This window comes from Tamlana sp. 2_MG-2023, assembly GCF_030548465.1.
GTDB lineage: Bacteria > Bacteroidota > Bacteroidia > Flavobacteriales > Flavobacteriaceae > Pseudotamlana.
The window spans coordinates 158,316-171,250 of the sequence record NZ_JAUOSF010000002.1 but is presented as its reverse complement, the minus strand read 5'-3'; the positions used below and the strand labels follow the sequence as shown (position 1 = coordinate 171,250).

The following is a 12,935-nucleotide window of genomic DNA, read 5'->3' as shown; positions in this document are numbered from 1 at the left end:
AAACGTTTGCTCTACTCGGCAACTTTAAGGCTTAAAAAATCAGCTAATCCTAAACGAGGCAACAGCTAGTTTTCTTTATAAATACTTCAATATAAAAAGTACTAGAAAAGTATATTTCACAACGTGTACGTTAAATGATTTAATTAAATTTACACTTAATCAAACATCATCATAATGAAAAAATTTATTGCACTTTCTTTAACCACAATATGCCTTTTAGTAAGTTGTAAAGATTCAGAAAAAACAACACCAAAGAAAGAACAAAATTCATATGAAGATGTTATTAAAACAAATAAAACAGAGGACTTAGCTTCTGAAAACACACATAAAATTATTGTAACTGAAAAGATTTCATCTGGAGGCTATATATATCTTAAAGTTAAGGAAAATGAAGAAGAATATTGGATGTCCATACCAGATAGACAAATAGAAATAGGTGCTACATATTATTATGATGGAGGCATGGTGATGAAAAATTTTGAAAGCAAAACATTAAACCGAACTTTTGAGAACGTTATTTTTGCTGAAGGTATTCGAGATCAAATTAATAAGGTTAAGCAAGTTGAAAATAGAAATATTCAAAAAGGAAAGCTAAGCGTAGATAATATAGAAAAAGCACCTAATGGCATCCGAATTGCTGAACTTTTTGAAAACCCTGAAGCTTACTCTAACAAAGAAATTATTATCAAAGGGGAAGTTGTAAAAGTAAACAACGGCATCATGCAAGTTAATTTTGTGCATTTACAAGATGGCTCAATAGGAAATGGTCAATACGATATTACGATTACTACTAATGATGAATTCAAAATAGGAGAAGTTGTCACTATAAAAGGCACCGTTATTTTAAATAAAGACTTTGGAGCAGGTTATGTTTATGATGTACTTATTGAAAAAGCTGTTAAATTATTATAAGACACAACAACCTATTCAATAGTATTATTCAAGTCTATTGCACCAAAAATTTAGCTAAAGTATCCTGATAAATAGCCTCATACTTAGGTACAATAGTATGCAAGTCAAACTTTAAAGATTCTATTCTAGCATTTTCTTTAAATGTTTTTAAGCGCTTTTCATCTTTTAATACATGAATGGCATTTTTCGTCATATCGGCTACATCTCCAACATCACTTAAATAACCTGATTTCCCGTGAATATTAACTTCAGGAATTCCTCCTGAATTACTGGAAATCACTGGCACTCCGGAAGCCATGGCTTCTAATGCCGCTAAACCAAAACTTTCGGTTTGCGATGGTAAAAGGAATAAATCACTGAAGCATAAAATCTTATCGATTTCGTTACTCTTTCCAAAAAACACCACCTTATCAGCAATGGCTAACTCTCTGCATTGTTGCTCTATACTTTCTTTTTCAGGGCCTTCACCAATAAACATGAGCCTCGCGGGCATTTCTTTCTGAATATTATTAAATACGCTTATAACATCATGAACTCGTTTTACTGGCCTTAAGTTACTAATATGCGTAATTATTTTTTCATTTTCTTTGGCCATCATACCACGTTGGCAATCCGGCATACCATGTACTTTATATTTCTCTAAGTCTATAAAATTAGGTACCACGTTGATTTCGTTTTTTATATCAAACAAACGTAAGGTATCTTCTTTAAGGCTCTGCGACACTGCTGTAACCGCATCTGATTTATTAATACTAAAGGTTACCGCGGGCTTGTAAAAAGGGTGACTCCCAACTAGGGTAATATCTGTACCATGTAAAGTTGTTACAATAGGCACGTTAACACCTTCTTCTTGTAACATTTTTTTAGCCATATATGCAGCATATGCATGTGGGATAGCGTAATGCACATGTAGAATTTCAATTTTATGAAGCTTAACCATGTCTACCAACTTACTTGATAGCGCCAACTCATAAGGTTGATAATGAAATAGAGGATACTCAGGAACGTTAACCTCATGGTAATGTACATTGTTACTTAGTAGGTCTAAGCGAACAGGCTGATTATAAGTTATAAAATGAATTTCATGTCCGCGTTTAGACAACTCAATACCTAATTCTGTAGCTACTACACCACTACCTCCAAAAGTTGGATAACAAACTATACCTATTTTCATGTTTTCAATTTTAAGCCGCTTAGCTTGCCGAAAAGCGCCTAAATTTTAAATATTAATCTTCAATTGCTTCGTAAATCAATTGCTGTATATCGGTTCTTATATTCGCTCTTAACAATAAGTTCGAATCAGATTTCGGATACGTTCTATTGGCTAAAAACACATAAACGATTTCTTCTTCAGGATCAGCCCATGCGTAAGTTCCTGTAAATCCAGAATGTCCAAAACTACTCATAGGCACACAACCACAAGTTGGGCCGCTGCCAGATAATTGTGGTTTATCAAAACCAATAGCACGTCTGTTATCTTTATTTAAATAATATCGTGTATTAAATTTATCAAAGGTTTCTTCTTTGAAGAACCGTTTATTACCATAAAAACCTTTTTGCAAATACATCTGCATAATTTTCGCGACATCATTAGCATTACTAAAAACACCTGCATGCCCACCTATACCATTCTGCATAGCCGCACCCATATCATGAACATAACCGTGTACCGTTTGGTACCTGTAATAGTCATCAATTTCTGTAGGTACAATTTTTTTACTACTTATACTATGGTAGGGATTATACATCGTATAATTAGCTCCTAGAGGTCCATAAAAATGTGCATTCGTTAATTGCTCTAATGTTCTGTCGTAATGATCTTCAATAAATTTCTTTAAAATATAATAAGGAAAGTCGCTATAACGGTATCTCAGTCGGTCTAACAGCTCAGAATCTCTAATTATATCAGGAATAGAGTCCTGATAATCAGTACGCATAAAAAGATTTTTAGCAACTTCTACTCTAAAACTATCACTCTTTATTTTTCTATAATACTTTTCACTTGGATGTTTTGTATCGTCTAAAGTATGGTAATAAAAAGGCTCCCAAGGTTTTAAACGTGCATAATGAGACAGCATGCTTTTAAAGGTTACATCTTTTTTATTAGAAGTTTTATAATCGGGTAAAACCTCTGAAAGTTTGGTGTCTAAAGTAATTAAACCTTCTTCTTCAAGTTCCATAACCAAAGGTAAGGTTGCTAATATTTTAGTTAGCGAAGCCACATCATAAATATCATCGAAACCTACTTCTTCTTTACCTTCATAGGTGTGTTTACCAAAATTTTTATTGTAAATAACTTTTCCTTTTCTAGCGACTAACAGCTGTATTCCCGGCGTCATTTTTTTTTTTACTGCATACTCGGCAACGGAATCAATTTTCATTAATTTTTTGGAATTCATTCCAACGCGCTCAGGAATGGTGTACCCTAACCTTTTTATATTTGGTGTTTGAAAACCAAAATCTACGGGAAAATAGTTTCCAATACTTACCGGAAGCTTTCCTTTTGAAGCCAAGGCACCAAAAATCAATTGCGCAGATTTTTGCTGGGCAATGTCACTATTTTGATAACTCACAACGATACCTTCAATATTATTAATGCTTTTTAAGTCTGCAAGCGCATAAGGCTTTACAAAAGCATCTAAAATAACGGTATGTCTTTTTGCGATTTCGTCTATCCAAATGGATTCTACCTCACTAAATTCATAGGATTTCCAAGGATTATCATTAGATCGATGAAAACCAATAATAACAGTATTGTAAGCCTGTAGTTTCCCTAATAAATCACCAATATTATCTGCCGATATGGCGTGAACCTTAGTATATTTTTTAAGTTCATCAAAAAACACATGACCCGAATCGTCACCTAATTTCACATAAGCGATAGATTTTGTTTCAAGTTCTTGAAGTGGTAATAAATTAGCATCATTTTTTACAATAGTAATCGCGTTTTCCATCAACTCCTCATAAAGCATATCGTCTTCTAAACGGTTTAAATCTTTTGATAAGTTTGTTAATGAAATGGGCTCATAATTATTTAAACCTACTTTATATTTTGCTTGAAGTATTTTCTTAACCGAAAGTTCTAAACGCGCTTCAGTAATGTCGCCTCTATTATAAGCTTCAATAATTTTAGAAACACCGATTCCAACATCTTCAGACATTAACATCACATCGTTCCCTGCTTGAAACGCAGCTAAATCAATATCGCCGGTTTCACTAAAGTTTGCCGCTCCTTTCATGGTTAGGGCATCGGTAAAAATCAAGCCTTTAAACCCTAAGCGTTCTTTTAAAATATCGGTAACTATGCGCTTTGAAAGCGAAGAAGGATAATCCGCTCTTGGCTCTAAACTTGGTACACTTAAATGCGCCACCATAACACTAGCCAATCCTTCTTTTATTAATTTTTTATACGGATATAACTCTACAGAATCGATACGTTTTTCACTGAAATCAATAGTCGGTAAGGTTTTATGTGAATCTTGAGAGGTATCTCCATGACCTGGGAAATGCTTCGCACTTGCTAACACACCTGCACCTTGCATACCTTTCATGAACGCTTCTGCTTTTTCGGTAACATTATCACGGTCTTCTCCAAAAGAGCGGTTACCAATAATCGGGTTTTTAGGATTGGTATTAATATCTACATCTGGTGCGAAGTTAAAATGCACCCCCAAACGTTTACAATGTTCACCTATATGTTTACCTGCACGCTCTACTAATTCATTGTCCTTTATAGCTCCTAAAGTCATATTCCATGGAAAAGCATAAGTAGAATCTAATCGCATACTTAAACCCCATTCAGCATCCATACCTATCAACATCGGTACTTTAGACATGGCCTGCAATTCATTATTTAGTTTTGCCTGTCTGTAAGGCCCTCCTAAGGAATAAATAATCCCACCAATATGATGCTTTTTTATATCATTAATCACTTTATCCTTGGAAGCTTCACTCTGATTAGACATGACCTGAACCATATATAACTGCCCCACTTTTTCTGCTAAAGTCATTGAATTATAAATACTATCAACCCACTTTTTCTGAGACTGAACATCCTTAGACAATAATGGATTTGTAGTATTTTGTCCGAAACTAAAAACTGTTACCAAACAAAAAATACTGAATAAAAATATATGACGCATAAAAGAGATAATTATAAGGGATTAGTAGTCACAAAAAACCATGCCAAAATACCACTTTTAAAAGGAAGATAAAAAGACTTTAAGATAGATTTATAAAGAAGTTTGTAAAGCATGACCTATCAATACAAACTTCTTTATATAGAATTTTAAAGTATAAGAATATAACGGATTAATTAATCACCGTCGTTATCAGTTGGTAAAACGGTTACAGACAAGATACTGGCTGCATCTACAGAGAAATATTTCACCAAATCGAATAGAGAATTATAAAGTAACTCAACGTTTGGATTATCATTTGAAATAGCTACATACAAACTTGTATCTATTGAGTCGATATTCATAAAAACAGCTTGAAAAGCATTATTTGTTTCGTTTGTCAATGCATTAGAATCTGAAATATCCTCAATAATATTAGCGAAATTAGCATCACTCAACGTATAAGCATACTGCACTTCTTTTAAAGCGCTTCGTAAAAGTGCCAATGAACTTCCGCTTCTATAGGCTTCCAAAGATTCTAATGAGGCATTATTACTATTTTCAAGTCCTGAAGGTTTACCAACCTTTGTAACGCGTATTACATCTATTACGTTTATCAACTGATTAAAAGCAAGACAGCGTGCATTTTCTACACATGACACATTTCGGGCATTTAAAAAAGTCTCTTTATAACCATCTTCCCAAAAACTGATTAATAAATCTGCTTGTCTCAAAATTTCTTTAGAAACCCCTAACATATAATCTATTCTGAAAGCATCATTTTGAAGTAACAACAAGGCTGCATCTGAATCTTGATTATTATACAAAAGATACTCAATAGCTCCTAAACCTTTAGAAACCGTACTTTTTGAAGATAAATAAGCGGTATCATAAACTCCATTTTCTTCAATATTACTTTCAATTTGATCTGGGTTTATTGGGAAATTATGAATGTGAAGATCAAAATATTTAGCTTTAACAGCCACTACATTATAAGCACGTGTTTTTGAAAAAGCTTTGGCACTAATAAACCATTGCTTTTGTAATTTATTGAAATTTGAATCAGAAGGGTCTGTTTTAAAGGCTTCTGAAAGTTCAATTTGTTTTTCAATTTCAATTTTAAAATTACTTATAGCGGGTTCAATATTTTTACTATAATAATCTTCATGCAGTGTTTCGATAGGTTTCGTAACTGAATCGTCTTTATCACAAGATGTAAAGGCTACGGCTAATAACAATAAACTTAAAATACACTTTCTCATACTATAAAGAATTTAAAAAACTTAATATTTGCTGACGTTCTTCTTTAGATAAATTAATGAAGTCCTTCTTCGACTGTTCGGCCTCTCCTCCATGCCATAAAATAGCTTCTTCAATAGTTCGCGCTCTACCATCGTGTAATAGAAAAGTATGACCATTTACGAGTTCAATCATACCTAATCCCCAAAGTGGTTGTGTACGCCATTCATTTCCGTTTGCTAAGAAATCACTACGATTATCAGCTAAAGCATCCCCCATATCATGTAATAAAAAGTCTGAATACGGACGAATTTTCACATCGTCTATTTGTGGTAATAAAGGATATTCACTGGTTGTGAAGTTATTGACGTGACAGGATACACAGGCTAAATCAGAAAATAATTCCTTTCCTTTTAAAACATCTGCATTTTTAAAATCTCTACGTTTAGGTACAGATATCGCTGCTTGATATAGCATAAGTCTACTAAACTGTTCGTCTGGAACCTCTACCGTGTCACCATCATTTACACCATTATATAAGGTGGAACAATCTATGCCATCAGGACAATTTTCATCAGGAAAAATGCTTGTTGTAAGCCCCATATCACCATGAAGTGCTCCTGCCACTTGCTGCTCGAGCGTTGGTTGATTTGCTTTCCATCCAAATTTCCCTATCGTATTTTTATTTTGCTTTACATTAAAAACATAATTAGCTTTCCCTGAAATGCCATCGCCATCAGCATCATTAATGTCTTCATTTGCCAAAATACTAGCTTCACTTAAAGCATCAATAAACCCCAAACCAATCACTTGCTGACCAACTCTTGGTGATTGTTCTACATTACCAAGACTTCCGTAATTTTCATTAACAATGCTGTATTTAGGTGCTCTTAATTCATAAGTAGTGCCATCTGGATATTCACCAGTAATAATTTTAAAATCAACCTGTATTTGACCTTCATTATTTATACCTAAGTTAGCATCATCTTGTAATTGTCCGCCATAATTAAACAATGAAATTGGTCCTGTAATTTGATTATTTCCATGACTTAACCGAATTAAAAATCCTTCGGAATCTGCACCATTTTCTAGAAGTGGTTTACCTCTACCATCTCTTAAATGACAGCCACTACAGGCTCTTGCGTTAAAAATCGGCCCTAAGCCATCCCTGGAAGTTGTTGTAGCAGGTGAAGACACCCAACTTTGATCGAACATGGCGTTTCCAATGCCGAAAAAAGAAAGTTCTAAATCTGATAAGCCTGGAATTCCTCTTCCAAAAGCTTTATCCGCCGTATAACCTTCTATTGATAAATGAGAAACTAAATTTTCTTCATCTAATTCGTATGTAGCATCAATATAATCTTGTTCCGAAAACTCATCTGATTGACAAGAAAATACGGTTAGAAATAAAATACAAAGTGCGTATTTCATAAGTTTTTTTTGGTAAAATATTTAAACCTAAAAACTGAAGCCACACATGTTGACTTCAGTTTTTTAAATTTTATAAAAAAATTTGATTGTATAATTTCTAGTTTATAGTAATAGAAACACCTAAAGTATTAGCGGCTTCAGCAATTTCTTTACTTTGTGCTATTAAAGCTTCTGCTAATTGACCTGCAGGCCCAGAAGAACCTAAGCTTTCTTCACTAATAATTTCATCGAAATTCTTATCTAAACCAAGTAAAGTATTCAATTTAGAAATTGTTTCTTTTGCTTTATTTTCTAAATCAGTAGCCACCTCAGTGTTTTCTTCATAAGTAAGATCGATTAAAGATACACCTGATACTTTAGAGCCACTTTCTGTAGTATAACTTCCAACGATAATGTTATTAATACCGTTAACATTAGCCCACATATCTTGGTTGGTGTTATCTGAAAAACAAGAATGCTCATTCTCTTGCCCTTCATCAATAGCAGGGTAAATTCTTTCTGCCGCCACTTCGCCGTTAGAAATAAACCCGATACCATTTAATATATTTGTTAGCGCTTCATCTTCGTTTAAGTTTTCAAAAGCAACGCGGTAAGAACCACCTGTTTCCCATGTTTCGTTTAAATCTTTTAAATCCTTTACTAATAAATCTGTTACAATTTGTAAGTAAGTTTTTCTTCTTTCAGAAAAAGTATCAGTGGTGTAATCTGTAAATGGTCTGTCTCCAGAAACTGAATAGTTATCATAACTATCACTAACTGGATCGTAGTTTAAATCTTGTCCCCAAAGTAAGAACTCAATGGCGTGCCACCCTGTTGAAATGTTATCGTCTTTTCCAGATTCGTTTTTATTAATGATGTTTTCTTCGGTCAACTCAAAGCTAGTATCACCAATTAAGCCATTTTGCACAGTTCCTCCTGCACCATCAGAAACATAATCAATAAAACTTTCGTCTAATGGCCATGCGTTAATTTGTCCTTCTGTTCCTAATAAATCTTCATTATCAATAGGGCCATCAGCTTCTCTATAAGCTTCTGTTTGACCATAAAAATCTCTAGCATATAACCATGAATCTCTAGCTTCTTCTAAAGTTGAAGCACTTGGTGCAGCAAGGAAGGCATCAATTTTAGCCTTCATAGTTACTGCGGTATTGTAAGTATCTGCATAATTAGCAGAAGCAATTTTGGCGTAAGTTTCTATAAATTCTGATTTCTTAGCATTATCTGAACTATCAGACATATCATCATCACTAGAACATGACGATACAAAAAGAACTAGAATTAAAATGTAAAATAGTTTGGTTGAAATAAGTTTCATTTGTTTGTTTTTATTTAGACTTCTTATAAATAGAGGTGCAAATATATTTTCTTTTGTGAGAAAACAAAACTTATTTAGAATAAATCTTAATAAAAAGTTAAAATGACTTGTTGAAAATGGCAGAAGGAGAAGATCTCACTATTTCACAAAGCGCGCATGCCAGCTTTCGCTAGCCGGAACTTCCCAGTTTTCATTAAATTCTGCAACTGTGGCTACTAAATTATTGAAAACAATAGTGTTTTTTGAAACCGCTTTATCTTTGGCCATTTTTCTAAAATCGGTAAGTGTTTTATAAGCTACGTACTCCCCTTGCTTATAGGATACGTTCATTTTATCCATAAGATCCACATTGTAATCTTTTTCCAGTTGCTGAATAAAATGCACAGAACTATCAACAGAACAACCTGTTGCTTTAGCGACTCCCTGATCAAGTCCTAATACGATAAAACGTTTATATTTAATAGTATAACCAGCGTGTAGATCACTTCCGTGAGCCGTCCAATTTTCGATAAACGTATTTAATTTTTCTTGAATTTCTTCAAGTTCTTGCTCTGAAAACGAACGGTTGGCTTGATAAATCCAAACTCGAGATTCTTCTGGTAATGTGTTGAAATCTACTAACATGGTATATGAATAATTACGTTTACTATTTTTTTAACTTCTGAAACTACAAACCTTGGGCATTTGCGATAAGTTCTGCAATATCCAAAACTTGTACGTCATTTTCTTTTTCTTTTGCCTTAACACCATCGGTCATCATGGTATTACAATATGGACAACCGGTTGCTATAATGTTTGGTTTGGTTTCCAAAGCATCTTCAGTTCTAAGCACATTAACATCCATATCTCCTTTTTCGGGTTCTTTGAACATTTGTGCTCCGCCGGCTCCACAGCATAGGGCTGTACGTTTGTGCCTTTTCATTTCTACAATATCTGCCTTCGTTTCCTTTAAAACGTTTCTTGGCGCATCATATTCGTTATTCGCACGACCTAAATAACAGGGATCATGAAATGTGATTTTCTTTCCTTTGTATAAATCACCATCTACTTTTAAGCGTCCAGAGGCTATAAGATCATTTATAAACTGTGTGTGATGTATGACTTCATATTGTCCGCCCAACTCTGGATATTCATTTTTTAAACAGTTGAATGAATGCGGATCGCAGGTTACTATTTTCTTAACCTCGTAAGCATTTAAAATCTCAATATTGGTAACGGCTTGCATTTGGAATAAAAACTCATTCCCAGCACGTTTAGCGATATCGCCTGTACTACTCTCCTCTGTTCCGAGTACAGCAAAATCTACATTGGCTGTATTTAGAATTTTAACAAAGGCTTTTGTTATTTTTTTAGCTCTATCATCAAAACTACCCGCAGAACCCACCCAAAATAATATTTCTGGTTGTTTTCCTTGAGCCATGTATTCTTCCATGGTTGGCACTTTGAGTAAATCGCTCATCTTCTTGATTTTAAAAGTTTAACACCTACTATTTTTAAAACTTTGTAGGAATATTATTTTATGTTGGCTTTTGCGTTAGGGATTGTAGCGGCATCCTTTTTTGCCATGAGAAGCAAAAAAGATATAGCGGAAAGCCCGACCCTTTTCGGGTAACCTGCCTACCGTCAGGCAGGCGCCCTAAACAATTTTTTATTTATTCTTTCGTCCAATTTAATCGATCCATTTGATTATATGGCCAAGGCGCTCCATTGTTCTCAATATTTGTCATCATATTATTGAGTTCTGTTGGGGCTGCCGATTGCTCCATAACCAAGTAACGACGCATTTCTAAAATAATTGACAACGGATCGATACTTACAGGACACTCTTCTACACAAGCGTTACATGTGGTACATGCCCAAAGCTCTTCATTAGTGATGTAATCGCCTAATAACTGTTTACCGTCATCTTTAAATTCACCATTATTGGCATCGATATTTTTACCAACTTCTTCTAGACGGTCTCTGGTATCCATCATGATTTTTCGAGGCGACAATTTTTTTCCTGTTAAATTTGCAGGACATGCCGATGTACAACGACCGCATTCAGTACAGGTATAAGCACTTAATAATTGTACCCAATTCAAATCTTGAACATCGCTGGCTCCAAATTTAGCAGGTTCTTCGTCGTCGGCACCTTCTTCTGGGGCAGCAAACGGATCGGCATTTGGATCCATCATCATTTTCACTTCCTTAGTAACCGCTTCAAGGTTATTAAATTGACCTTTAGGTTTTATTTTTCCGTAATAGGTATTTGGAAACGCTAGTAAAATATGCAGATGCTTTGAAAAATATAGGTAGTTTAAGAATACTAATATTCCTAAAATATGCAACCACCAGGCACCTCTTTCGATAAAGTGTAAAGTTGTTTCTGGGAGCCCGTTGAATAATGGCGCTATAAATTGACTAATAACATTTCCTGAATTCATGGCTTGAAAATGCACATCGGTAGCATTCATGACCAAGAATAAAGTCATAAGTACCATTTCAAAATACAAGATAAAATTCCCGTCGTTTTTTGGCCAACTGGTCATTTCGCTTTTCCAGAAGCGTGCCACTTTTATAACGTTTCTTCGAATCCAAAAAATGGTAACAGAAACAAAAACCAACACCGCTAGAATTTCAAAAAAGCCAATTAAAAAGCCATAAGTTGCTCCTAAAGATGAAAATATACGATGTGTACCAAAAAGGCCATCGATAATAATTTCTAAAACTTCAATATTTATGATAATAAAACCTACGTAAACAATAACATGTAGAAAACCGGAAACTGGACGACGCACCATTTTACTTTGCCCTAAAGCAATGCGCGCCATGTTTTTAAAACGTTCGGACTTGTTATCGCTAACATCTACATCCTGGCCTAATTTTATATTGCGGATGAGCTTTTTTACATTTTTCGCAAAATATCCAAACCCCAAAATAAGGGCAATCGCGAATATTATATTTGGCAAATACTGCATATGAAATTAGTTAGATTCTTCGTTTTCTTCGTATGGAATTTCTTTTTTAGATAAGATTCTAGTATACCTGTTTGGGTGTAGTTTAATATCCCTAATAAGGTCCTCTAACTCACTTGTTGCTGCTTCAAGGTTATTATATAAGGTCTCATCTTTTAATAATTTCCCCATTGTACCTTGTCCGTTTTGCAAATTCATCACCAACAAATTGAAATTCCCTAAAGTAGATTCTAGACTACCTACAATATCAGAATCTGCAAGCGATTTACTTACACCAGACAAATTAGTCGTGATTTCATCAGCGTTACTTAAAACGTTATCTAGATGTTCTTGGTTACCAGATACGATTTGATTTAAAGATTGTGAAGTCTTTTTTAAAGCGTTCATCGTTTGACTTAGCTCTGCGATACTTGTTTTAAGACTTTCTTTAGCTTCAGGATTCAAAACTTCATTTAAACTACCAATTAATACATTCATATTGGTAATCATCTTTTTCGCTTGTTCTTGAATAGGTTCTAACTTTTCGCCCACCAAATCAATCATACCCTCTTTTACACGGCTTTTTAGAAAAGTACCGCTTTCGGCAGTTTCAGCACCATCAAAGGCTGGAATTATAGCAACGGCTTTTCCTCCAAGAAGTCCTGTATCATAAAGTTCGGCAGTACTATTTTTTGAAAACTCAAAATCGCTTTCAATTAAAATTTCTGTAACCAGTTTTCCTGATCCATCATTTTTGAAAGTGATATCTGAAACTTTACCAACATTTAAACCACTAATGGTTACTGGAGTTGACGGGGCTAAACCTTCAACGTTTTTAAACTCGGTATAATAAGTTTTTGAGGAATCGAGTAGATTATTTCCTTTTAAAAAGTTGAATCCAAAAATGAAAAGGATGATTCCTACGATTACCAGTATGGCTGTTTTTACTTCTCTTGATATCTTCAAAATTAATGTATTTGGTGC

Annotated in this window: 10 protein-coding genes; 1 reads left to right on the top strand and 9 read right to left on the bottom strand. The window is 34.3% G+C overall.

What is annotated here, in order from left to right; genetic code table 11:
- The first annotated feature begins 174 nt into the window (after nucleotides 1-174).
- Nucleotides 175-912, top strand: coding sequence for a hypothetical protein (locus Q4566_RS03810; RefSeq protein WP_303418412.1), 738 nt, complete (start codon nucleotides 175-177; stop codon nucleotides 910-912).
- 34 nt (nucleotides 913-946) lie between these two features.
- On the opposite strand, the gene bshA is transcribed toward Q4566_RS03810, so the two are convergent.
- From bshA to Q4566_RS03765, 9 genes are all read right to left on the bottom strand, one after another.
- Nucleotides 947-2,086: an N-acetyl-alpha-D-glucosaminyl L-malate synthase BshA gene (bshA, locus tag Q4566_RS03805; RefSeq protein WP_303418410.1), complete on the bottom strand. Its 1,140-nt coding sequence runs from the start codon at nucleotides 2,084-2,086 to the stop codon at nucleotides 947-949.
- Nucleotides 2,087-2,138: 52 nt separating this feature from the next.
- Nucleotides 2,139-5,054, bottom strand: a complete 2,916-nt coding sequence (locus Q4566_RS03800) for a glycoside hydrolase family 3 N-terminal domain-containing protein (RefSeq protein WP_303418408.1) — start codon at nucleotides 5,052-5,054, stop codon at nucleotides 2,139-2,141.
- Between the two features lie 173 nt (nucleotides 5,055-5,227).
- Entirely contained in the window at nucleotides 5,228-6,292 is a 1,065-nt protein-coding gene (locus Q4566_RS03795) for an imelysin family protein (RefSeq protein WP_303418406.1), read from the bottom strand.
- 1 nt (nucleotide 6,293) lies between these two features.
- Entirely contained in the window at nucleotides 6,294-7,700 is a 1,407-nt protein-coding gene (locus Q4566_RS03790) for a di-heme oxidoredictase family protein (protein ID WP_303418404.1), read from the bottom strand.
- Between the two features lie 97 nt (nucleotides 7,701-7,797).
- On the bottom strand, nucleotides 7,798-9,015 hold the full coding sequence (locus tag Q4566_RS03785; protein ID WP_303418402.1) for an imelysin family protein: 1,218 nt from the start codon (nucleotides 9,013-9,015) through the stop codon (nucleotides 7,798-7,800).
- 138 nt (nucleotides 9,016-9,153) lie between these two features.
- Nucleotides 9,154-9,639, bottom strand: a complete 486-nt coding sequence (locus Q4566_RS03780) for an ABC transporter ATPase (protein WP_303418399.1) — start codon at nucleotides 9,637-9,639, stop codon at nucleotides 9,154-9,156.
- Nucleotides 9,640-9,682: 43 nt separating this feature from the next.
- Nucleotides 9,683-10,474, bottom strand: a complete 792-nt coding sequence (locus Q4566_RS03775) for a (Fe-S)-binding protein (protein ID WP_303418397.1) — start codon at nucleotides 10,472-10,474, stop codon at nucleotides 9,683-9,685.
- 193 nt (nucleotides 10,475-10,667) lie between these two features.
- Entirely contained in the window at nucleotides 10,668-11,975 is a 1,308-nt protein-coding gene (locus Q4566_RS03770; protein WP_303418395.1) for a (Fe-S)-binding protein, read from the bottom strand.
- Nucleotides 11,976-11,981: 6 nt separating this feature from the next.
- Nucleotides 11,982-12,917: an MlaD family protein gene (locus Q4566_RS03765; protein WP_303418393.1), complete on the bottom strand. Its 936-nt coding sequence runs from the start codon at nucleotides 12,915-12,917 to the stop codon at nucleotides 11,982-11,984.
- Nucleotides 12,918-12,935: the final 18 nt, after the last annotated feature.

Excerpts from the sequence above, each read along its gene's own strand:
- Q4566_RS03810 (WP_303418412.1), top strand. The coding sequence starts at position 175 with ATGAAAAAATTTATTGCACTTTCTTTAACCACAATATGCCTTTTAGTA.
- bshA (WP_303418410.1), bottom strand. The coding sequence starts at position 2,086 with ATGAAAATAGGTATAGTTTGTTATCCAACTTTTGGAGGTAGTGGTGTA.
- Q4566_RS03800 (WP_303418408.1), bottom strand. The coding sequence starts at position 5,054 with ATGCGTCATATATTTTTATTCAGTATTTTTTGTTTGGTAACAGTTTTT.
- Q4566_RS03795 (WP_303418406.1), bottom strand. The coding sequence starts at position 6,292 with ATGAGAAAGTGTATTTTAAGTTTATTGTTATTAGCCGTAGCCTTTACA.
- Q4566_RS03790 (WP_303418404.1), bottom strand. The coding sequence starts at position 7,700 with ATGAAATACGCACTTTGTATTTTATTTCTAACCGTATTTTCTTGTCAA.
- Q4566_RS03785 (WP_303418402.1), bottom strand. The coding sequence starts at position 9,015 with ATGAAACTTATTTCAACCAAACTATTTTACATTTTAATTCTAGTTCTT.
- Q4566_RS03780 (WP_303418399.1), bottom strand. The coding sequence starts at position 9,639 with ATGTTAGTAGATTTCAACACATTACCAGAAGAATCTCGAGTTTGGATT.
- Q4566_RS03775 (WP_303418397.1), bottom strand. The coding sequence starts at position 10,474 with ATGAGCGATTTACTCAAAGTGCCAACCATGGAAGAATACATGGCTCAA.
- Q4566_RS03770 (WP_303418395.1), bottom strand. The coding sequence starts at position 11,975 with ATGCAGTATTTGCCAAATATAATATTCGCGATTGCCCTTATTTTGGGG.